The following is a 22,914-nucleotide window of genomic DNA, read 5'->3' as shown; positions in this document are numbered from 1 at the left end:
TAGTATATATATTAATCAGCCCATATTGGTAGCCACATCATAGTGAATGCTAAAGCGAGCATGGAATGATAATTCCGCTCAAGCTTTTCATACCGTGTGGCTATCCCTCTATATTGTTTGATCCGACCAAAGGCATTCTCAACTAAGTGCCTATATTTGTACATGCACCAGTCAATATCTTCATTACCCACTAAACTGTTATCCTTGCGTGGAATAACGGGTGTAGCGCTATTGTCACGAATAAACTCTCTTAGTTTTTCACTATCGTAGCCTTTATCTGCGACAACAACATTACTCGTTGGGCAATTGGCTACAAGTGACTCTGCATGGACGATATCATGCGTATTTCCACAGGATAATTCATAATAAACAGGCAATCCTCCGCTATCTACTGCAAGATGAATTTTAGTCGAATTACCACCTCGACTCTTACCAATTGATTCATTGTCAGCGGTTCTTGCACCGCAACTATGCTGGTGAGCCCTGACAATACTGCCATCAATAAAGATCCAATCCATATCAGCATAGTGGGATAACACTCGAAATAATTCATTCAAAATATCTTTTTTGGACCATAAATTAAATCGTCTATAAATAGCACTCCACGAGCCGAAATAAGACGGTAAATCTCGCCAAGGAATACCGGTACGCATCCTATAGAGTATGCCTTCGAGCGTTTTTCTATGCTCAGGCTTATTATAAATTCGACCACTTAAGTGCATTACTTTTGATAAGACATTCCATGTCGCGTCTGTTAACATTAATCTTGGCATGAGGGTTCGTGTAATGTTTTTTAGCGAATTCAATTATACCTTATCCTTATGCTGTTTGTTTTTTATACCGCAAAGATCAACACGCCCTAATAATCAACAGTTTAATAGTCTTTTTTTTAGATAATACATATTTTAACTATATACTCCGTCTAGTATCGGACTTAGTGGTTCACTTTTCATACTTGCTACTCATACGCCACCCTTTCACCTTAAGCTTAACGTTATAATGGCTGTGGCACATAAAATCATCAGGACTCGGAAGAACGACAATGAGGTAAATAATAGCCATGACTGTCAATCAAGCACTGTGCAGTAATGCAGTGTATTTAACTGTTAGTAAAATCATGATCTGAAATCAATAATTAAGCATCATTGATTATAACGTTAGCGACATAATCGCCGAAGATGTGATCACGTTAGAGTGAATTTATTAAATCTTCGTTATGACTCATTGAGTTGATAATATTTAGATCCAACAACCGAGCGGGTTTGGCCACACGGGGTGACATTATAAATCTAGAAATAGTGACAAAATCATTGTCGCGCCCCACGTGGTTGGCTAGTATTAAACTGAATTTATATACCCTCCTAAAGTATGTACTACACCAAAGCCACCGGCTATGTACAGCTGGTGGCTTTTTATTTGGCACATACTACTTTTGGTCTCATAGCACCGCAACACTTCATCGATTCAAAATCGACTTTATCTAACACTAACAATCTTTATTGGGCCGGTGCCTATTCACGCTGGAAAACAGTAATAAATATGGCTACAATTCTATTGCGCAAGATAAGTGTAATTATCATGCGCAATAGAATTGTGCTTCAAAGCGTGCTATTGTCTTATAAGACATTTTAAATTATAACCTGTTGTAGGTAACTTTACCCTGTGAATGAAAGTTTAAGACAGAAGCAAAAACGCCTCTCGCGTGAGCGCAATAACAAAACCACGATCCAGTTAAACCGTGGTAATAAAATGCGCTTGGAGAAAATAAAACTCAGTGAGGGCTTCGATACGGTAGATGAGGCGCTTGATGAAGTGTTGTCATTTTATGAAGATGAAAAGCGAAACGAATGCTTAAGCTAACCGCGGTTAGAATGCGAACTAACACAGGAACTGCCAATGACTAATAACAGCGTGATCTTGGGATCAGGAAATGGCGCGTTAATAACTGAAACTATAAAGCGCGATCAGTATGATGAAGTGCAGCGCTATTTTGATGACATCTTTGCGCGCTTACCGCTTAACACGCGCCGTGCTTATATTTCAACGATGAAAAGCTTTAATCAATTTTGCGATGTGAATGGTAATCCGAGGTTCAGCCATAGTTTTGATGGTAATCTCACGAGTATTAAGGCCTATGTTACCTCTATGTGTGAGTCTCAACTCGCATACAAAACAGTTAAAACCCGCATCGCACTTTTGTCGAAAATGATGGCCATTGGTTCGTTACCTAATCCAATAAAAGACTCGGAGTACCTTAGAGACTTTATAAAATTAGAGCTGAGGGAATTCGATATTTACAATAGAGCTAACCAGGCCCCTGCATTAAGAATATCGGACTTAGCGGCAATTAATAACGATGTGGTGCCAGATAACCTATTGGATATACGAGATCTGGCTTTAATAAACTTAATGTTTGATGGCCTACTGCGCGCTGATGAAGTGGCCCGAGTTCAAATAAAGCACCTTAATTTTGAGCAAAATAAATTTTTAGTCGAAAAATCAAAAGCGGATCAATCCGGTAAGGGTTCATTTAGGTATGCATCAAGGACAAGCTTATCTTATATCTCGGATTACATAAATGAAGCTAATATTGGTAAAGAACCAGAAGATAAAACCTCGTTGACGACCGGCATCCTCTTTCGGCCCATTTCACCAAAAGGCACTTCCCTACTCCCCTACGATGAAAGCGAGAAGCGCACCAGTAATATGAAAGTACTCAATTACACGACTATATTCAGGGCGCTCAAGCGCATTGCGAAAAAGGCAGGGTTAGAGCTCGAAATTAGTGGTCATAGTGCGCGCGTTGGTGGTGCAGTGAGTATGTATGAAGCGAATATGTCATTAGCAGCGATTAAAAAAGCAGGGGATTGGACTTCTGAAGCCATGCCAGCGCGTTACACTGAGCAGGCAAATTCAGACCTTGATATGTCTATCCTAGCCAAAAAGTATGTTAGATAGATCCACGCTAACTATAAAGTGGATTTTGACTATATATGGAAAAAATCACCTCCGGTTAATCTATTATCAGATAAAATGTGAGCCATTTCGCCCATTGTAATGCAATACTTTATAAGTATAATATGTAAAATAAATGAACATCCAAGATGTTAAAGGTATTGGTTTTACGGTATTTTAGTGTAATATAGGCTACACTTTAATTAACATCCACTGCAAGGTAAAATACCGTGTCTAGTTCAAAGCCACAAAGCAATCAATCTAAGTATCAATTTGATGCTGTTATCAAGTCAGTGCATAATGGAATACCGGTTTTCGAAGTTTCAATTGCAAGTAACTTTGATTCGTTTGCAATACAGCAACAAAAAACGTTAATCGCTTTTCTTCTGTCTCAGTATGAGTCAATCCCTTTACTTAACAATATTGAATGCCCAGCAGAACCCTCGGTGAATGATGAAGTTGTTGGTGAAGTCATTGCTGTCATCCTTATTAATGATGAATCAGGTTTTTCTCTTGAGATTAATGGACCAGACGAGTTACTTGAAGGAGAAAATAAAGTTGTTTACGCTGATGCATTACATGATGCATTATTAGAATTGGAAGCTAAATTTAATAATAGCAAGGCAGTGCCTTAAAGCTGCCTTATGAGTAACTGTATAAAGCTGATGGGTTAACCAAATTTAAAGCCGAATTCATCAGCATACCTATTTTGTTTATCAATTAGAACGCTGATATATAGCCCAAAATCAACCAGACCGGCATCCACAAGAATTGAGTGCAACTTAACAGCAATTGGTTCATCTTTTGGTAATAGAAGGATTGTACCGCGCCGTGTTTTAGCTTCATCACCGAACTCAATTGATAGCAATGAACTACAAGGAATATCAGAAGTTAACGGTTGTATACCACAATTTAGAACCAGCGTTATAAACTCTCTTCTAAATTCGTAAGGTAAGTTAATGACCACTGAAGCATATTTAGCATTAAAATCCGATATTGTATCAGGGCATAGATAGTTTATTTTTAGCCTACCCTGTATCGTTACTTTCTCATCTAATTTTCCAGCTATGTACCTTGCAGCAGCAAAGTGATGTGATCCCCCACTGTTTGAAAGAAAAAGTCTCCCGTCCCAAGCGTGGAAAACTAGGCTATCGCTACTATCGACTTGGTTTATTATTCTTATTTCAGGCCATTGTAGGTGGCGGTGCAACACTTCATTAGTACACTCAGCAACCATGCCAGGGCGATTGGTTATTATCATCTTATCAATGCTATCAAAATCAGATAAATTTGATTTTGAACCGGTGAAACCTTGTATTTCGCGTATATCACATTCATAACTATCAATAGCCACTTGGAGCCCTAATACATCAGGAATTAATCGCCCTTGTAATGCATCGCAATTGGGTTGTTTATGCGAGCTTTTAGACCATAACCGTATTTCGTCATTAAAGTCAAAAGTGTGCCACTTAGTAATATCTTGATGAGATATAGTGTTTCTTTTACTTAATTCTAAAAAATGTCGGCCTTTGTGAGCAGCCAAATAATTCGATAACGTTGCTAACTTAGCATGTTCACCAATGCCAACTAGATTACGTATTTTTGTCGGTGAATAATAATTATTCATTCCATCTAATAAATTATCATCCTAAGCAATAAAGTCTCATACTGCTAGGTGGCAACTGTAGAAGCAAAACTTTACCACTTTTTATCGTTTGTTCTTTGGAACTGGTAAATTGTTTCAGTTTTACTCTGTTTTGTTTCGTAAAAGTGGCAGTTTATTTGGCTTTTTACCACTTTTGTCTCGTTGAAGTGGTAAACATTTCAGATCTAGGATGAGACTTTATTATTTTGTTTTTAGTGAATGCTGGAATGAAATTTTAATCAGTATGATACTTTAATTATTATTAGCGGCTTTGGTTGATAAGTTAATAGGGGTTTTGGCTCTATTTAGTATTGTACTTTTTAAAGCACCCACATTTTTATACGCAATACTCACGGAATCGTTCCATTTTAACTAGTAATGATCTAGAAGTGGAGTTGAAAAAGCAAAAGGGGTTGATGAATGAGGTGAGTAAATTAGCTAAAGAAAACCCAAGCGATACCATTAAGGCAAGTATCAAGGAGCTTGCAAAGTTACTTAATGAGCTTTTGAATAAGTTTATAAAAAAAGAAGTGACCCAAAATAACAACACCTAATTAAATATCGTAGCACAAATCGATTAGTACTTTGGGGGTTAAACGCCCACTTTAGGGCGCCAGATAGACCACTTATTTAGTAGATTTCAACTGAAGTTCTACGCGCCAGCAGTCAAGTTGGTAATCAGTGAAGTTAACTTTATAATTAAAATTAATGACTGACTCACCTATTTTAAAGAACTGACCAAGAGCATCCTGAAGTAACTTTGCAACTTCTCTATTATTAACATTGAACACAACACGGCCAATATGAGCGTAAGTGTAAATAATATGCTCATTTAAAGGTTCTATGATAGGTGTTAAAAAATTAACAAGGTTTCTTGCTACATCACCGATGATCAATTCATTTGATTCACTAATATCAACTGCAAACTTCCCATTCGGGTCATCAATAGCATTAGAATTTTCATCTACTGCGTGTGGTCGAAAGGTTCTCATGTTTTTGTAACCCAATTTGTTGGCTGTTTCTTTAATTTTAATAGTATCTTCAATGCTATCACTATAAACCCAAAAGCAAGCCGGTGATATGTGACAGCTTGCTTTACGATGCCCAAACTCTTCGCTAATTAGCGACTCATATATAGCTGAATTATGCTCTTGGATTTTTTCAATTTCAGCGCGTGATAGTCCACGGGTACATTGTTTAATACCTTGGCAGTTTTTTAATTTAGTGAGCTATAGTCGTTTCTGGTGTATGAGAAAAAGTCATTGCGATGTAATCTGTTAATTGATCTTGACCGGATCAACAATTAACCAGAGAGACATCGCAATGACTGAAAATGATAATGTTATTTCCATTGAAAAACCAGACAATCCGTTAGAGCAGTTGCTTAAAAGCGGGGCGCAGCAGTTGTTAGCTCAAGCGATTGAGGCTGAGTTGGCTGTTTTATTGGCTCAATACCAGCATGAGACCGTCGAGGGACTTCAGCGGATCGTCAAAAATGGTCACCAGCCTGAGCGTACGATCCAAACAGGCCTTGGTGATATTGAGGTCAAAATACCTAAAGTCAGGGATCGAAAAAAGGAAGGCATTAAATTCAATAGTGCCTTGATCCCGCCTTATCTGAAACGGACAAAAAATATCGAAGAGCTGATCCCATGGCTCTATTTACGAGGAATTTCGACGGGTGATATGCAGCCCGCTTTAGTGTCTCTTTTAGGCGAGCAAGCCAAAGGTTTGTCGGCCAATAGTGTCTCTCGGTTGAAATCCACCTGGGAAACGGAGTATCAGCAGTGGTCTAAACGTTCCTTGGCTAAACGTCGATATGTGTATATCTGGGCCGATGGGATTTACAGTAAAATTCGAATGGATGATAAGCTGTGCTTACTGGTAATTATGGGGGTAGATGAAACGGGCAGAAAGGAGCTATTGGCGGTGGTTGACGGGGTTCGTGAGTCTGAGCAGAGCTGGACTGAAGTGTTAAATCAGCTGCGCTCACAGGATCTAACAATACCACCAAAATTGGCCATAGGGGATGGTGCGCTGGGGTTTTGGAATGCCCTCACCAAAGTATGGCCAACAACCCAACATCAACGTTGCTGGGTGCATAAAATCGCGAATGTGCTAAACAAAGTGCCGAAATCAATGCAACCTAAAATCAAAGCGAATTTACAAGATATCTGGATGGCAGAGAGTCGAGCTTCTGCTTATAAAGCGTATGATTTATTTGTTAAAAATTACTCAGTCAAATACCCAAAAGCGACGGATTGCTTGATGAAGGATAAAGATGAAATGCTGGCATTTTATGATTATCCTGCTGAGCATTGGATGCACATAAGAACGAGTAATCCGATAGAGTCAACGTTTGCGACGGTAAGGCTGAGAACGCATAAAGTGAAGAGTTGTGGCAGCCGGACAACCACCTTAATGATGGTTTTTAAACTCGCGCAGTCGGCAGAGAAAAAATGGTACCGCTTGCGAGGATTTAAGCTACTGGCTGAAGTAATTACAGGGGTAAAATTTAAAGACGGCGAAAGAATAACTCAAGATCAAACAGAGCATCAAGATGAGCTCATACACCAGATTTGACAATAACTCTAATTTAGTTTGTAACATGTAACAATTCCATGCGTTGGTTTATGATGTAACCAAGGTATCAATTTATTTTGTTAGTTCAGATAAAGTTGGGAATTAACGTACTGGCGGATATCGCTATATCAAACCAGGGTTACAGTGACAGTGGAAATTTAATAATTACTGCTAGTTAATGACCACCAAACGATGGCCATTAACATCTATAAAGCGCTTATAACGGCCCTAGTAAACCTTTCGGCCATTAAAGGTGGAACTGCATTACCAATCAACTCTTTAGCTATTGTGCGCCCTTCTGGCAAAATGTATTCAGATGAAAATGACTGAGCAGCCGCTAACTCACGTACTGTTAAAGAGCGAATATAATCCCCCATCACTAAACTATGTTTATTTATGGTAGTGATGGTCCCTATTGGCTTATTAATATCCCTGCCCCCTTTTTCATTACCATAAGCCGCATCAAGGAAAACATCACCAAACTTTTTCCGACCATTAATAATGCGATTTTGGGTAGCTTTGACACGATTACTGACTAAATCCCATGCGTATCCTTCAAAATTCAAATCAATAAAGCTACTAGCTGGTATGTGGGAATGCTTATCAAATTTTATTTCTAATGGATTTTTAGTACGCGTACAAACTATGAACAATCTCTCACGGTTTTGCGGAACTCCTAGATCAGCAGCATTTACTATATTGAATGATGCTGAGTAACCAAGCTGCTTAATGGCATATATCCAAGCATCAAATAACCTCCATTTTCTAAAATCAACAACATTTTCTATTACTGCTACTTCTGATTCTTTAGCATCAAGACAGCTAACAACAGCCTAGGCAGTGGAGCGGCTTTTATCTGCCTTTTTAGTTAACTTAGCCTTACCTGAAGCATAACTATGCCCCTGACAACATGGGCTAGCAAATAGAATGTCGTGATCTGGAGTAAAACTAAAATCAGCCTGCTGCAGATCCTGGCAGGAATGTTCAACTTCCGGATGATTCAATTCATGACTATCACAGCGTTTATACTATGATTAGCCGCCCACACTATTTCTATTCCTGCTTGCTTAGCACCCGAAGTAGTCCCTCCCCCACCAGCAAATAAATCAATTCCTTTCATATTATACCTCCGATGAACCTATCCATTTACTTCCCAAATATGCATCCCAAAAATGCGGGGAATATGCATCGTAATCTATTGATTCTAAACTATCATGAGTCCAACCATTCACCGGAGCGGGGATTACTTTAACAACATTATTCAAATCTTTTATTGTTAAAACCAAATGCTCGCTACCAGTCAGGATATCAAGTTCAACACTACTCATTGGTCGAGTTATAATTTTTCCTGTGTTTAATAATTGAATATGCGTAGCATCAAAACATTTGTTGGGATTTTTTCCGCAATGATCACTCATTAAATTTGCACTCCATTATCAAGTTCAGCATGCTTATAAAGAGCCTCGATATTGTTCTCTTTAACCCAGCTCGAACCTTTAACCAAAATTGAAAATTGCAGCAAATCTTTGGCTGTAGGGATATACAAATCATCAACAGGTATAGTCCCTTTAAAATCACAAAATAGGCCGCGTTGTTTTACTGCTTTTAAGAAAGCGCCTTTAATGCCATACTTTTTTAATGAAAATGATTTTGACTGCAAACCACTTTTATCTGCATTTTGATAAGTAGCTCGCATCAAGACTGAGCCTGATGACTGGTGTTGCAAGTACACTCCAGCAAATTCTATGTAGCGGCCGTTGTTATTGGTAATATTTTGCAGAATGTCACCTAACTTTAATTGCCCACCTAGTGCCAATTGTGGATCTAACAGCCCTTTTTTATTTACCGAACTTAGAAGATCACACGTAAAACGAATCAAAGCTGTTGGATTACGAGGGTGTTTATTAAATGTCATGACGGCCCCCATCACTCTGATGCCTTCAAATTTTGATATTCGCTCAATGCAAGTTGGTAGTTAAAGGAATCGATATTAATTTCTATGAGCCTGTTAAGTAATTCGTCAGTTTTAGAGCCCTGCTTTACTAACACATTAAAACCTGCAGATAAGCCTAGAAAATCACCAACATATTTAACCCCACCAGCGAATGCCTTATGCTGTTCGTCAAGTAAGGTAATATCCGTGGATAAGTGTGATTTAAAACCTGCCTCATGGAAGCGCGGATGTAATGTGCTCTCTTCTAAACGCTGTATTAATAGATCCAAATCATCCTGGCTACCGCCGAACCATTTAGATCCATTTCCTAAAATACTATAATCCTGGTTAATAGTTACCTTATTCATGTTTAAGACCTCATCATTATTTGTTGAAATTAAATGTACCAAGCTAAAACACTTGATCAGAAAAAGACAGGGGGATATAAATCCTATATATTCAACAAATTAGAATTTAGCTGTGTATCTACCGAATTACATTGCAACATATTACCGAGGACTGTTTTCACTAAGTAATAATTAAAGCACTCCATGCATGACATTGATAAACCGCGCTGACCAATAGTGTCTTCAATCATTAATAATGATTCTTCTTGAAGTGAACGATAGCCGCTATAAAACACATCAGTTTCATCAGCTGGATTAAAAAAACGAACAGTAGTGATACTTTGCCGGCCATAGCGCGCCTTAACCATATTTAAATCCTCAAATATGCCAAATGCATCAATAAAGAAAATTTGATTATGAAGTGAGATTTTATGTATATAGTGCACCGGTTGATTCTGTGGATCTAACAGAAGCAACCCCTGGGGCTTGAGGTCATTCGGAATAACTCTGTTTAAAGCTTCAAACATCAGTTGAGGGTGTTCATGAGCGAACAATTGTTTGAATTGAACAGAACCTGTGAAGTTATAAGCAGGCTTACCAACAATTTTAACAAGCTCAGTCACATCGCTGAATAAGCTAGAAACATCATTGCGCAATTGCATATACGCATCACTAACATTTCGTGCAATTCCTGACGAACAAATAATATCCGAGTATACTTGGCATAGAGTATTTAACTGGTTGCTTTTCTTGTTCATAAAATATCTCCGTTGAATGTTGACCCGCTCAATGTATATTTGCTGAATTAACATTCAGTAAAAGGCGGTCTACACAAGGCCTACAGCGGAAACTAGCAGCCTAATAAACAGAACAAAATAAAATTGACATTTTTGGGAGTTTAAATGGACAATTATGGGTAATACACCAATAAATAAGTAAAATATTGAGAAGCGCGATAGTGCTGATTTATAGAAAGATAAGAACAATCCGGCTCTAATAATATAAAAAGCCTGTCACAAGACAGGCCCAAACTCACTAATGAAGTCAATGGTTGACTCATCCCGATTTTTATTTTTACTTCCAACCTTTGCTGCTTTTACTGCTTTTTCACGATCCTTAATCATCTTACGCTCACTCACCTCACGCTCTAAACTAGCTTTAAGATCTTGTAATCGCTTTACATGCCTCTTAACCAACATCCAATCAACCGGTGCACCTATTTTTTCATTCAGTGGTACTTTGATAAAAACAGTATTTTTGTAAGGCATTACAGCTCTTGAAGAAATATTTTTTTGACTTTTAGTTACAACACCATCACTAAGGGCTGTTCCTTTTGGGTGTTTTACATCAGAGTGGATTATACGTGTCTTGCCAAACATCGTATGATCTACAACTATTTCAAGTGCAATCATTTCATGATAATGATCTTTATAACTTGCTGCTCCATGTGCTAAATCATTGACATTAGACATGATACAAAAAATACAACTCAATCGGGTATTGCCATTCACCCCACCTTCAGGGCGGTCACCGTAGGCACTGTGCGCTCGCTTACCAGCGGCTTTAATTGTGTCAAATACCATTTGCGTAGTCATATGGAACACAGGCATAAAATCAAACACTTGGCGCTGGCCGCTTGTGAGTGTTAGTCGTTTATTAATCCAAAGTGGGTTCTTCATTGCACGCTTAGCGCTTTCTTCAGCTCTTAAGCCTGAAACATTAAAGCCATGTGTATAGCCGTGCTCCTTCATATAACTTCGGATAAACTTATCTATTGGATTGGTCTTAAGTGTACTAGTGCACTCACGGAACTGTGAACTGGGGAACATGCCGCGCACCAACACCATTTCTATGAAATCTTTAAGCTCATTTTTAACAATATGCAAAGGGTGTTCTATATTAGATTTTATATGTTCAACCACTCCATTATGCTCAACTGCACCCAGGTTCGCATGAATAACAACAATACGATCATGTGGAACTAGCTTTTTCAAGGTTTCATAAGAGGCGTCAGAATCTTTTCCGCCGCTATGCGATTGAAAAAACACAGTTTTTTCATTTTTCGCATGATACTTAATAAGCTCTTCACGCTGCGCAACACAATCCTCATTGAGCTTATCTACACCGTTAATATCGAATAAATCACTACTCTGACACATCATCATCACCCCTATTTGACTATGTATCTAAGATACCAAACAGGGATAAGTGTGCAGAAAAAGCAAGCCTGGATTCACTATCATTAGATCATAACAATCATTTGAGCGATAGCGATAAATTTGAAACATTACTATAATTAATGCTCTATACAAATATACTGCAGGACGCGTAAAGCCCCCTGCAGATTAGATTACTTGAAATCACTCCCATTCCACGCCAATTTAACTGATTCATCCATATCAGCTAACAAACCATCGAACTTATGAACGCAACCTGTGAACGGCCTACATAGCTTAAAAATACCACACTCAATTTCATTAATAGACTTTGGAAATGGGTTTTTCGTCAAACCGCATTTCGTTTCGTGCGCCTTTGAGTGAAATTACGTGAGTTGGATCTTCCTGATTAATATCAGAATAAATAATAACGCGTAAATCTCCATCGTACATTTCAATATACACAGGCGTACCGTTATTATCTGTTGAACAACAATCGCTATAACCATCGAAATGTAAAGCAGCACCAAGATTGATTTTATTGTCGATAAAACCCTTGATGAGATTTTCTTCGCTCTCGAATTCACCTTTTAGAGTGAATGCTAGTTGAGTGTTATCGGTTTCACAATCAGTACTGAACTCCGTAGCAGCCCTTTCTATGGATTTATCAATTGAATTAATCTTTGAGATTGTATCAATAAGCTTCCTAGCTTGAACCCTATAATAATAAATATGAGTTTGTCCTTCAGGACTTGTTAATTCAAGGAATTTTGAAAGTTCTTCACCATCCATTTCTCCCTTCATACCCTTTTGGAAAAGTGCAGACCAAAGAATACCATCTTCTTCGTTTATACCGATATTTGGCTTCCATTCATAAGAATCAAATTCTTCTAAACAATAATTCTTCATTACAGTTGCATCGAGAAACGTACTGTCCATAAGCTCTGATAAGCAATCACGCGCCTGTGCAAGCAATGAATTTGTTAATGTTGTCATTTGTATACCTCGCAAGTTGATGTAAACGCCCAAACAGGAGACTGGGCCTATAAATTGTTATTAAATGTTTGGAATTCATTTCAAATTGAGCATATGTAGCAATTACTCAACTACGATTAGCTTAATTAAATCAGACCTAAAGACTTTGCTTTACATTTTACGTCATGAAACGTCACTCGTTTTTCAAGCTGCTCAATGAACTGAGCCGTTTCGGCTTCTGACAAGACTAATTCGCCAGACTGTACTAAAGTAAGCTTTTTCGATATATCTTCTCTTATCCCAAACTCTAAAAAACTTATTGTTTTAGCTGCTGAAACCATAACTGAAGAGCTACTTTTTGTTACACGTTCTTGCACATAATCTCCGCGTAATCGCCTTTTCGCAGATAACATTTTCTGACTCCATTCAGCTTCAGTAAGAAGGTATGGCGGAGTAACTTGGCTTATATTTTTCATAACTGACCTTTACGTTAAAAGTTAAATAATAATGAGACTGTAAACAGTGTTTACAGTCTCATTATCTAGATGCTTAAGGAAATTTGGACAGCATCAAATTTAGATTTCATGCGCGCTGCAGCATCTAGAATATGATTGCGTACACTATCCATAATTCGCTTATGTAAAGAGCAACAAATACTTTGACCAATTATTTGTGCCGCCTTGTCAAGTGGCGCCCAATCTAAATCGAACGAATCTGGTATATTATTAATCGCCATTTGAACTGAAACAGGCAGACGGTAATAACGTCCTTCTCGCTCAACCACAATGGCATCTTTGCTATCTTGAGATTGTGCTCGAGTGAGAGTTGGTGAGAATGGCTTAGTATCTCTTATGACTCTATAGCGACCAGTCGATATTGCATCTTGCATCACTTTTGTATCTGTAACATCACGCTCTTTAATTTCATTCCAATTAGGGAGGATTATTTTTTCCCAGACATTGGCACTTTCACGAATGTCAGCTTCTGGCATAATCAATGGTGCATCAAGAGTGGTTGCAACCATGTACATCCTTTTCCTAAGTGAATTTCCGCCGTGCTGTTCAGCCTTATATATCCCTTGGTGAATTTTGTAACCAAGTCGCTTAAGCTGTAATGTTAGAATGTCGTTGGCGGCACTTTTAAGAAACCCCTCTACATTTTCAACAACTAATACAGGAAACTTAATTCGCTTTAAAATATTTAAAAGAGGGATAAACATATCAACCGTTGAACTTAAATCATCCAACGATGTGTTTTTGGCTTTGTTCGTTTTGAGCAAGGAAAACTCTTCGCAAGTCAAACTAAAGTGACCTACAGTGATCGGAGTACGGCGCAGTAACTTGGCCAATCGCTCAGGACAAACTGAATAAATATCTTCGTTTATAAGTAATCTCGGAGCCGAGTTAATTAACGTTGATACACAATCGAACTCAGTGTAATCAGCAGAGTCCCTTTTTTCTTGGGGTCTAAAGCTAATGGCAGCTTGCACTTTATAACCTCCCTTTTCGAGAGTGTGGCAATCAACCCCACCGGTCATAGCAACAAGCGTGTTAATTTTAGAATTGCAGTCTAGCTTTTGTAATAACGAATACTGAGCCTCTTCAACCGGCTGAAAAAATAGTACGCCATGCTTGAACGTCACGTGCACATGCGAACAATTTTCACCCAGTGCTTCATTAATCAATACTTTACTTGATATTTCAACCACACGCTCTTTACGGCCAGTCACTGGATTAAGTGGGTTAGCTGACCGCGACTTATAAGTTCTTACATAAACGCTTTTAACGTTTTCATCACTTTGATTAGCAAGCCTGACTTTTATGCCCTTACCCTTACCTAGTGACTCTTCAACCACTTTCTTAGTACCGTCAAAACCGTAAAGCATCAACCAATTACTTGAAACTGTAGCTCTTTTATTACCTTTACAGGTTCTTAACTTTAATTGCTTAGTGGCTAATTCTGGAATATTAACCCTTACCTCTCTCATTACATTTGCTACTTGAGACAATGCGATACCCATAACGCCTCCTAATTCAAATTCACTAGCTGAGAAATCCCCTTCCAAGACTTGTATGCCCGCTCAACCTGTTCAAGTGTGTCAAACTCTTTAGGCATAGCGAAGCCATTGTTATAAGCCTCAACGGCAGCATTCATAACTGTCATGTACCATTTACCGTTGGCACCTTGTTCAAGGGTGAAGTCGTTACCACGAGCTTTTAAATGAAATTTTGAATCACTGAGCATTTGAATTGAATTAGCCATATGTACACCTCCATAATTTGTATGTACATGCTATCGTGCTGGTGAATTGACGCAGAAAAGGCAGAGCGCTGTAAACACTGTTTACAATTCCATATATCATAGAATATGTATCTTTTGACTAAGCGATAGCGCAGGATTAAGAAAAACGAAGATAAATTAATATTAGAGTTTTTATGTTAGGGAATTTTCAATACCAAGCATGATCAGTAACATTTAAATAATTTCTGTACATGCCCTTCAAATACATATCGGGATAACACTGCTTTTAATCATAAGTTGCCAGTGTAAACACTAACTAAATGCTTTCAACCTTGGTATGTAAGAAACCATTATTTCTTTAACGCTTCTATTCAGTGCTAACTTAGCATTAATTGAACGTCTAACATCAATTGAATTAGATATATCAGCAGTTTTGTATAATGCTCTAGTTTGTTTAATATCGTGATTAGTAATTACAACCCAAACGCCACGCTCCCTTGCTTTTTCAGCAAGATCCACAAGTTTTATTTGATCGTTCATTGAAAATCCACCAGCTGAGTAACTTGTAAAATGGGCAGTTTTATTAAGCTTATAATAGGGTGGATCACAAAAAATAATATCTCCTCGACGCGCCCTTCTAAACGCCTGTGAGAAATGGGAGCACATAAATTCAGCTTGTTTGGCTTTAATTGAAAAAGCCATCATTTCATCTTTTGGAAAGTAAACCTTTTTATAATGACCAAACGGGACATTGAAATGACCTGTATTATTGTATCGACATAGACCTTGAAAACCGTGTCGATTCATATAAACAAATATCAGTGACTTAAGATAACAATCTGTAGATACATTGAATGTACGCCTTAATTCATAATATCGGTCTTCACAGTTATTATTTTCATGAAAATACTTACTAAGATCTTTAATGAACTGTGTAGCATTCATTTTAAGATAGAGAAAAGTATTAATTAAGTCTTCGTTAACATCATTTAGTAAATAGCGCTGGTTCTCAGCATTTAGGAACACTGTACCACTGCCGGTGAATGGCTCTATTAACTTTGATGCTGGTGGAAGAGCTGATCTTATTTCTTCCACCAGTTGATACTTATTTCCAGCATACTTAAGAAAACTTCTTTGTTTGCTCATTTTAATATTCACTTAATTATGCTCCATAAGATTCATTTAATTGCCGATGCCAGCCTGCTATATGTTCTAAGGAATTAACAAGTTCAACTAATCCATTTTGAGATAGCTGAGTATGCTTGTAGTAACCATGAGTTTCATGGGTACCGCCGTTGTTTGTTTTTAAAGTAAGGCTAGCAAAATTGTTCTCATAGCCATCTAAGGCAATATCAATTACATTGTGCCCAATTAACACTGTGTAATTAGACGAACTACTACGAGTCTGAACAAAAGGAAGAGATAGATAGTCGGGAGAGCTACAACTATTGGCTTGTTCATATACTGCTTCGATAAAAACTCTAAGGTCTTTCAAATTATTGATGCACTTAAAATCATTCATCAATGATTTATCATATCTCTTTGTTTCATTTATTAACGAGTTTAATGTTTCAAGCATGACGTTTAGCCTGTAAATATATTTTGTAGTATCTAATCAGCTATTGTTTAGAAATGGATTCAATATCTGTGTTTTGTAACTTAAAGCGGACAAAAAGGTAAAGCTTATATAAAAGCTTTACCTGGGATGAAGTTTACGAGGTTGGTGCTTTCCAAGGAAACACTCTCATCTTCAGATTTATAAAAAAAACCGAATTTATACGGGTCATATGTTATAAACTGACTATTATCTTTTAGTTCAGCCATACCTAGAGAGTTTATAATTCCAATAGCGTAAGCATGAACATTCTTTCTTTTCTCACGCAGTACGCGGGCTCTTCCTGCCTCACTAATCTTAAAGCTAACTTCAGTTAGACAAAGGTTATCAAAGTGAGCTACAACCTTCCCTTTGAACTCGCCCGCCATGGCTAAAATGCTCCACTTCCCATTATTAAGGTTTCTGTACACCTTAACTTTGTCACCGATTGATACTGTTCGCCCTTTGTAACCTTCAATCATAATAATACCAAAATCTGTAATCGTTAGAGCTAAGGTAACAATTTTATAATTGAAGTCAGAAAAAGACTGTAAACACTGTTTACACTTCTAATTCTCAATAAATTCAAATGTGTCGATTGTTATAGATTTATATGACAAATACTTATGATTTGATTCATTATATCGAACATATTTTTTATTCTTACGGTGAGCGCCACATATAAATGCACGAGTACCATTAACTAAGTTAACGTACACTTCGTACTTATAATTTGTTTTGCTAATAATTTTACTTAACTCACTAACCGATTCATTTTTAAGAACTCCAAACCGGTTAGCTGCCCGTTTGAACTTGGTATTGTGCCCATTAACAATACCCACCATTAAATGACATAGTTCATGCTTTATTGTATTATCAAGAAGTAAGTAACAATCCGTGCCTACAAACCGTTCATTTAACTCCACTCGGCCACTCGTGAAAGCTTCACCCAAATAAGCTGCCTTTGAACTCAATACCACTTCTGTAAGCGGATTATGAACCCACTTTTCAAGCTCTATTACATCCGTAAACTCTTTAATGTAATTTTGGTATCTTTCCTGAATTAAATCTATTGTAATCATACTAATTGGCCTTGGTCTTAACTTTAAAACACAATAACAAAATTTAAGTTCTATTCAGAAAAAGGGGGCTCATAATTGAAGATTGGATAGCTATCTAGTGTAAGAACACGGTACAAATTTAAATTAATTCAATAAATAATCACTTTTATAGTTTCTTTGAAATTTTAAATTTATATACTCTTCCTACCTAATATATTGATAAAGAATCGAATGCATTTGTCTAAAATTGAACAAGTAACAAAAAACCAGTTTAGAATTGCTGATGAGCCACTTCCACGGACACTAACATATTTGGGTGATGGTACTTGGCGACTTACGATTGGTGTTAATACCTTAGAGAATTTACGAAAAAGAAAATTTTCAAGTGTACGATATACATCTCTTGAAAAGCTTGAAATGGAACATCCTGAATGGAAAGGGATAGCTATTATCTTTGATAGTTGTTGTCCGATACACAGCTCAATGGTAAAGCATTGAGTTATATTGATGGCAATAAGAATACTTGCCATCAAAACTCTTTTAATCACTCAATTGCAGAAAAGACAGGGTAGGGGGCTAGGATGTTTGCGACAAGCTCTTCTAAACTATTAGCTCGCAATAACTGTCCTACTGGCACATATAAATCTCCACCATTGTAGTCAATTGATAGCGGCTCGACCTCAGTTGAATATTTCTTGCTTAGCCTTTGTAAATTACTCTTTAGTGAACCCTGTTTAAGATAAAACGTCACTCCTTCAATTGAGGCAAATACTGGGAAGCTATTTAATGTTTCAACCACCAATTCATCCACTGAACTTGCTCTGATAATTGAAGACTGTTCGACATAATAATCAACATCACTATATTCCAAAGAAAGTGGATCACTCTCTGTTGAAAACTTCTCACTTAATCGCAATAAATTTTCTTTAAGTGAGCCTTTCTTTACTAAGAAGGTATAAACATCTGATTCAGGTCTGGTCCCTTCAATCGTTTCATCAAGCAACTGCTTATCTTTTGAAAGAAGTTGAAGCTCTGACTCGGAGACAGCAACACCACCACCAGGAATTACACTATCTAGTACAATAATTTCTTTTTGACCTTTTAGAAGTTGAAGTTGCTCTAGAGAAACGACTACGGCACCATCAGCATCTCGTCTTAGTTTTTCCCCACCAACACTAATATAGTCATCACTGACATGATTACCTGTAGAATGACAACCTACGGCCAACCCTAATATAACAATTGAAAGTGATTTTTTAATCACATTACACCTATTAATTTAAATTATTTACTCACTTATATAAAAATAGATGAACTACCGCATCATAAAAGTCACTATTTATGAAATTAATCAATACTGCTTTAAACTGTCACTAGGGTGAATAGTTACTAGTTCGCCATTGCCATCATAAAAATTTGTAAGTGATAAATCAGAGTTAGCCAGAAACGAGCCCATTTTCTCGCTAAATGTTATATTTAACTCTTCTTCAGCTCTTGTTATACCTACATACGCCAACCGCCTTTCATCCTCAATATGCATTTCAATATCATTCTTTGCTGAAATAGGCGAATCCTGCATTTCGGTCGGTATAGAACCTTCACTCCAATCAATCAACCATACTGATTTCCACTCTAACCCCTTTGATGAATGCAGGGTTCCAATTGTTACTTTTGTGCGGTCTATTTTCACCCCTGAATCATTTGATGTATTCATCATTTTATTAATTTTTAACACTCTATCTTTCAGAGTAACGCCTTTAATTCTCTGAGTGACAAAGTCTGCAGCACTGAAAACGCGTTTATGTGAGCGCTTTTCTGGAAAATAGTCCACTAAAGCAACAACAATATTTTTTTGGCAAAAATAGATATCATTACTCACGCCATATCCCCGCCATCTAGTCGCATTATTAAGAATAATATTTGTAGCACTACAGAAATCTAATTCCAAAAGCTCGGAAGTATTGATTTGCGAAAAACGTTTTATATTGCGTTCTAAAAATAATGACTCTAAATATCGTAAATTGTACTCACTCTCTTTCAACCAGCTCAAAACATCAATGATCATTTCAACGTGAACATCGAGTACGATCACAATCAAAAGCTTTAAATATGCTAAAACATTGTAGTCATTAAATAGCCCACCACGACCATTTAACCTTTGATATGGAATTTCTTCATTTAATAGTAGAATTTCAACATCATTAACTTTCATATTTGTCCTGCATAATATTGCTGTGTTATTTGGTTTTTTTATAAAGAAAGGTAATAGTTCATCAATAACATCATTTTGGGTGTACACATTAATGATGCCTTCTAGATCAGTACGGTTTGAATTGAACTCTTTATCTACTCGAAATCGATTACTTTTGATTACAGAAGCACCAAAGTTCAGTATTTTAGGGGCACAGCGAAAGCAGGTATCTAAACTATAACCTTTAGCGCCAAGATCTTTTTTAAGGTTTATAAAGTTTGCATGCCCTAGACTCCCTGCGAATCGATACAATGATTGATCATCATCACCTATTCCTATGACCACGGATTTACCTTTGTGAGTGGCGCTATGCTGCTTAATCCACTCGTATTGTATTTGCCCAGTATCTTGAAATTCATCAATAATAATTACATCAAATTGATACGGAACAATATCACCCGATTTAATCCTATCTATTAGAAATTTACCCAACAGCTTTAGATCAAATGTAGGAACTGGCTTAGATGCTAAAACATCTTTGTAAAATGATACTACCTGCTGGTGGTACTCTTGTTCAAAGTCAATTTCATGGGGAAAGGATAGGTAGTAGTCTAAGATCTCAAGTGCCGTATCTAAGTCACAAACATTAAGCTCATTTACAACTCGCATCACTGTCAAATAGTAACTGCCACCCATAATTAACTTAAATGACTTATTATGGTGACTAAAATACGCCTTGGCCATATTAACTATGCATGAGTCTAAAGTAGAGACTTTTACACGAGCAAGAGACTCAGGCGTTAATTTTGCGGCCAATCTTTCTTTCATTTCTGCAGCAGCATTTCTAGTAAACGTGGCATCTAAGATTGAAAGTTCAGGCGATGAATTGAGTAGGTTTTCGACTAAGATTGTATTTACATAAGTCTTGCCAGCGCCAGGTAATGCGACCACATAGCTGCATTCGCCATTTATAAGTGATACGATTTCTTGTTTTGGAGTAAGCATTTGTAAGTGAGCAAATTCAACATATAAGCAATATATCAAACGGATAATATTTTAACTTTATGAATGTGACTATTTCCAAATTCAGATCAATTAGTACAAATGGCCTCAACCTCTTAAGTAAAAGCCTAGATCGGAACAAATAGGCTTCCAGCCAAGTCTCTTTAGTTCTTCATCATTTATAGCACTAGTAAGCTGCAAGTCACACAGTGGGGCAGTTAATTCGATGTTCCCATCTGAATATACTAACAAAGGTAACGAACTATGATATTTATCCCAAGATTTTCTATCTGTGTGCTTGATTGCCAATTGTGGGGCGTAAGGTGCAGGTTTTATCCTAGTCAAAACGGTTGATTCTGCCATTGAGTTTAATTTGGCTATTGTCTTTTCCAATCTAAGACGCCATTGAAATGATGAAAACCTCAATGCTGGTGGCTTATCCAAATTATAAATAGCGATGTTTTTTGCTGATTCAATAGTGTGTTTATCGTAACGCTGCCTCCTAGTCCATTTAAAATGGGCTTTTGAAACTGATGCATCAGACATTTTAATTTCCCGAATGATGTGAGCGGGGTTTTTCATCGGGTATGCTTCAAACAAAATTGGATTCAGTTTAACCGTTGGGCCTTTACTTAGCGTGACGAGCTTGGGCTTATTATTAACTTTTAAAAACATATGAATTGAACGTTTGGCGTCATTAACCTTGCTTACCAAGGTAGTAATTGTTGAAAAATGGGCCTTATCTATAACAATGTAACCAGGATATAAAGTCACATCTTTAGTACTATCTGGCTTTAAACATTCAAGATCAGTATATGATTTAACAGAAGAAACGACACTAGAATGCTGAGACACAGAACGTAGGTCCTTGTCTTTTTTAATAGAATAAGTGATGTATTGGGAAATAACGCCTTCGACTAACAAAGCTTTGTTTAAGTCTTGTAACAACGAATCTAGTGTATCCATATGCTTATCTAGCGAGTCACGTATTGATAGTTCCATAAATCCCATTGAATTTGACAGTCATTGTATTTATGAATAATAACAAATAGATTTCAGTTTGAACAAAAAACAATCACAAAATATGCACAAATTAACTATATTATATATTTAAGTTATTCAACTGTGATTTTTTTGGCTTTGGCATCAATTTTAACCTTATGCTTATTGAGTTCAATTATTTCAGCACAAAATTTGTCGGTGGGGTAGAGCGTGTACTTGTAATCAACAATACTGCCATCATCATCCTTTATATTCTGAACATTATAATCTTTGATGATTTCCGCGCTCTTCAAATCTTTCATCGTAGTAGTCATATCTCTGCGAAACCCTATTAAACGGTCACCAACATCCTTATCACTATCGAGAGAACCGAACTTGACCATTATTTTAACTAACGTGAAATGATGGGTATGAGATGGGCTTGCGTATCGAAACATTCTGTATAACCTGAATGAGAGCCAGATAGATAAAGAACGCTTAAAAGACTGAGTACGGTTATAGTAATAGCTTTTATACTCAACTGATTCTATTTGCTGCGACATCAATTCATTTAACACAGCCACACAACGCACATTTGACCTTCCTCGGCCAGTCGAAAAATGTATTGCACTTAAGTAATTCATGATCGTTTGATTACTTTCAAGTAACTCGCCATCTTGACTTACCGCTTTATAAGTTAGCGATAGTTCTGCGCCCTTTAATATTAATAAAGACTCTTTTAACTCACTATGATTAAGGGATTGGTTAACAGATTTGAGTTCTTGAATTAATTCAGAAAATGTAAAGTAGACAGCGTAGCGGCTACCCATTTTCCCTGAAATTTTTGCAATTTTACCTTGGCTGGCAAGCCTAATTAACGCACGTTCAACTTTTTCTTCTCGGTCACCAGGCCACGCAAGTAAATCCTCCTTTTCTCCGCGTAACAAGGCCGGTGAAATACCCAATTGACCACCATAAGTGACTCCTTCTATTCTTTCTGAAATATCGCGGTCAACGATTACTTTACTCGGACTTTCACTAACTCGTACATGCTTACGATTGTTGCGCATGAATCGAGACCAAAGATCATACGCATGAAAGCTATTCGATATTGAATTACCAACTTTAAGCTCAGTAGCCGTATTATCAACGAAAAGAGTTAACTGCTCTACTTCTCTTACATCTGAAATAGCAGACACATCACTTTTCAAACTATCGGGCAAGTTTGCTAATGAGAGATTGGTATTCAT

26 protein-coding genes and 1 pseudogene are annotated in these 22,914 nt (G+C 37.2%); 6 read left to right on the top strand and 21 right to left on the bottom strand.

All coding sequences use genetic code 11. From position 1 onward, the window contains the following. Window positions 1-11: 11 nt before the first annotated feature. Entirely contained in the window at window positions 12-773 is a 762-nt protein-coding gene (locus AC0VZ4_RS25100; protein ID WP_475439680.1) for an IS5 family transposase, read from the bottom strand. Between the two features lie 889 nt (window positions 774-1,662). On the opposite strand from AC0VZ4_RS25100, the gene AC0VZ4_RS25095 reads away from it, so the two are divergent. The 3 genes from AC0VZ4_RS25095 to AC0VZ4_RS25085 all read left to right on the top strand — a co-directional run bounded on the left by AC0VZ4_RS25095 (window position 1,663) and on the right by AC0VZ4_RS25085 (window position 3,590). After that, window positions 1,663-1,860 (top strand): hypothetical protein, encoded by a 198-nt coding sequence (locus tag AC0VZ4_RS25095; RefSeq protein ID WP_475442306.1) that lies wholly within the window; start codon window positions 1,663-1,665, stop codon window positions 1,858-1,860. A gap of 36 nt (window positions 1,861-1,896) precedes the next feature. Further along, on the top strand, window positions 1,897-2,958 hold the full coding sequence (locus AC0VZ4_RS25090) for a tyrosine-type recombinase/integrase (RefSeq protein WP_475442305.1): 1,062 nt from the start codon (window positions 1,897-1,899) through the stop codon (window positions 2,956-2,958). Window positions 2,959-3,185: 227 nt separating this feature from the next. Next, a complete protein-coding gene (locus AC0VZ4_RS25085) occupies window positions 3,186-3,590 on the top strand; it encodes a hypothetical protein (RefSeq protein ID WP_475442304.1) in 405 nt (134 codons plus the stop codon). Between the two features lie 35 nt (window positions 3,591-3,625). On the opposite strand, the gene AC0VZ4_RS25080 is transcribed toward AC0VZ4_RS25085, so the two are convergent. Then, window positions 3,626-4,582, bottom strand: coding sequence for a DUF6685 family protein (locus AC0VZ4_RS25080; protein ID WP_475442303.1), 957 nt, complete (start codon window positions 4,580-4,582; stop codon window positions 3,626-3,628). Between the two features lie 413 nt (window positions 4,583-4,995). On the opposite strand from AC0VZ4_RS25080, the gene AC0VZ4_RS25075 reads away from it, so the two are divergent. Next, complete coding sequence (locus tag AC0VZ4_RS25075; protein ID WP_475442302.1) at window positions 4,996-5,154, top strand: hypothetical protein; 159 nt, start codon at window positions 4,996-4,998, stop codon at window positions 5,152-5,154. A 72-nt stretch (window positions 5,155-5,226) separates the two neighbouring features. On the opposite strand, the gene AC0VZ4_RS25070 is transcribed toward AC0VZ4_RS25075, so the two are convergent. Beyond that, on the bottom strand, window positions 5,227-5,592 hold the full coding sequence (locus AC0VZ4_RS25070) for a hypothetical protein (RefSeq protein ID WP_475442301.1): 366 nt from the start codon (window positions 5,590-5,592) through the stop codon (window positions 5,227-5,229). A gap of 331 nt (window positions 5,593-5,923) precedes the next feature. Here AC0VZ4_RS25070 and AC0VZ4_RS25065 point away from each other — a divergent pair, with 331 nt between their 5' ends. Next, window positions 5,924-7,183 carry an IS256 family transposase gene (locus AC0VZ4_RS25065; protein WP_475442258.1) on the top strand — a complete coding sequence of 420 codons (1,260 nt, stop codon included), beginning with the start codon at window positions 5,924-5,926 and terminating at the stop codon, window positions 7,181-7,183. Window positions 7,184-7,389: 206 nt separating this feature from the next. Here the strand turns inward: AC0VZ4_RS25065 and AC0VZ4_RS25060 are convergent. The 14 genes and pseudogenes from AC0VZ4_RS25060 to AC0VZ4_RS24995 form a co-directional block, all read right to left on the bottom strand. Then, window positions 7,390-8,303 (bottom strand): annotated as a pseudogene (locus AC0VZ4_RS25060) (DNA cytosine methyltransferase). Between the two features lies 1 nt (window position 8,304). Beyond that, window positions 8,305-8,601 carry a hypothetical protein gene (locus tag AC0VZ4_RS25055; protein ID WP_475442300.1) on the bottom strand — a complete coding sequence of 99 codons (297 nt, stop codon included), beginning with the start codon at window positions 8,599-8,601 and terminating at the stop codon, window positions 8,305-8,307. Further along, the gene (locus tag AC0VZ4_RS25050) at window positions 8,601-9,098 is read right to left on the bottom strand and encodes a hypothetical protein (RefSeq protein WP_475442299.1); all 498 of its coding nucleotides are present in this window, start codon (window positions 9,096-9,098) and stop codon (window positions 8,601-8,603) included. The genes AC0VZ4_RS25055 and AC0VZ4_RS25050 overlap by 1 nt, the downstream gene beginning before the upstream one ends. A gap of 11 nt (window positions 9,099-9,109) precedes the next feature. Continuing rightward, entirely contained in the window at window positions 9,110-9,484 is a 375-nt protein-coding gene (locus AC0VZ4_RS25045; protein WP_475442298.1) for a hypothetical protein, read from the bottom strand. An 83-nt stretch (window positions 9,485-9,567) separates the two neighbouring features. Then, complete coding sequence (locus AC0VZ4_RS25040; protein WP_475442297.1) at window positions 9,568-10,221, bottom strand: hypothetical protein; 654 nt, start codon at window positions 10,219-10,221, stop codon at window positions 9,568-9,570. 255 nt (window positions 10,222-10,476) lie between these two features. After that, complete coding sequence (locus AC0VZ4_RS25035) at window positions 10,477-11,628, bottom strand: phosphoadenosine phosphosulfate reductase domain-containing protein (protein WP_475442335.1); 1,152 nt, start codon at window positions 11,626-11,628, stop codon at window positions 10,477-10,479. A gap of 312 nt (window positions 11,629-11,940) precedes the next feature. Beyond that, a complete protein-coding gene (locus AC0VZ4_RS25030; protein ID WP_475442296.1) occupies window positions 11,941-12,615 on the bottom strand; it encodes a hypothetical protein in 675 nt (224 codons plus the stop codon). A gap of 125 nt (window positions 12,616-12,740) precedes the next feature. Further along, complete coding sequence (locus AC0VZ4_RS25025; protein WP_475442295.1) at window positions 12,741-13,007, bottom strand: hypothetical protein; 267 nt, start codon at window positions 13,005-13,007, stop codon at window positions 12,741-12,743. Window positions 13,008-13,135: 128 nt separating this feature from the next. After that, window positions 13,136-14,614, bottom strand: a complete 1,479-nt coding sequence (locus tag AC0VZ4_RS25020) for a DNA cytosine methyltransferase (RefSeq protein WP_475442294.1) — start codon at window positions 14,612-14,614, stop codon at window positions 13,136-13,138. Window positions 14,615-14,622: 8 nt separating this feature from the next. Then, entirely contained in the window at window positions 14,623-14,856 is a 234-nt protein-coding gene (locus AC0VZ4_RS25015; RefSeq protein ID WP_475442293.1) for a hypothetical protein, read from the bottom strand. Between the two features lie 291 nt (window positions 14,857-15,147). After that, window positions 15,148-15,993, bottom strand: a complete 846-nt coding sequence (locus tag AC0VZ4_RS25010; RefSeq protein WP_475442292.1) for a Dam family site-specific DNA-(adenine-N6)-methyltransferase — start codon at window positions 15,991-15,993, stop codon at window positions 15,148-15,150. A gap of 4 nt (window positions 15,994-15,997) precedes the next feature. After that, window positions 15,998-16,414, bottom strand: a complete 417-nt coding sequence (locus tag AC0VZ4_RS25005; RefSeq protein ID WP_475442291.1) for a hypothetical protein — start codon at window positions 16,412-16,414, stop codon at window positions 15,998-16,000. Between the two features lie 104 nt (window positions 16,415-16,518). Continuing rightward, window positions 16,519-16,911, bottom strand: coding sequence for a hypothetical protein (locus tag AC0VZ4_RS25000; protein WP_475442290.1), 393 nt, complete (start codon window positions 16,909-16,911; stop codon window positions 16,519-16,521). Window positions 16,912-16,998: 87 nt separating this feature from the next. Then, window positions 16,999-17,511 carry a SprT-like domain-containing protein gene (locus AC0VZ4_RS24995; protein WP_475442289.1) on the bottom strand — a complete coding sequence of 171 codons (513 nt, stop codon included), beginning with the start codon at window positions 17,509-17,511 and terminating at the stop codon, window positions 16,999-17,001. Window positions 17,512-17,721: 210 nt separating this feature from the next. On the opposite strand from AC0VZ4_RS24995, the gene AC0VZ4_RS24990 reads away from it, so the two are divergent. Beyond that, complete coding sequence (locus tag AC0VZ4_RS24990; RefSeq protein WP_475442288.1) at window positions 17,722-17,988, top strand: hypothetical protein; 267 nt, start codon at window positions 17,722-17,724, stop codon at window positions 17,986-17,988. A gap of 46 nt (window positions 17,989-18,034) precedes the next feature. Here the strand turns inward: AC0VZ4_RS24990 and AC0VZ4_RS24985 are convergent, their stop codons facing one another. From AC0VZ4_RS24985 to AC0VZ4_RS24970, 4 genes are all read right to left on the bottom strand, one after another. Then, a complete protein-coding gene (locus AC0VZ4_RS24985) occupies window positions 18,035-18,754 on the bottom strand; it encodes a hypothetical protein (protein ID WP_475442287.1) in 720 nt (239 codons plus the stop codon). Window positions 18,755-18,841: 87 nt separating this feature from the next. Next, complete coding sequence (locus AC0VZ4_RS24980) at window positions 18,842-20,686, bottom strand: UvrD-helicase domain-containing protein (protein WP_475442286.1); 1,845 nt, start codon at window positions 20,684-20,686, stop codon at window positions 18,842-18,844. 105 nt (window positions 20,687-20,791) lie between these two features. Further along, entirely contained in the window at window positions 20,792-21,649 is an 858-nt protein-coding gene (locus AC0VZ4_RS24975; RefSeq protein ID WP_475442285.1) for a DNA replication terminus site-binding protein, read from the bottom strand. A 149-nt stretch (window positions 21,650-21,798) separates the two neighbouring features. Further along, window positions 21,799-22,914, bottom strand: coding sequence for a replication protein A (locus tag AC0VZ4_RS24970; RefSeq protein WP_475442284.1), 1,116 nt, complete (start codon window positions 22,912-22,914; stop codon window positions 21,799-21,801).

Source organism: Pseudoalteromonas sp. QJM3NY_22, from assembly GCF_056173065.1.
This window is presented reverse-complemented; position numbering and strand designations above follow the sequence as displayed.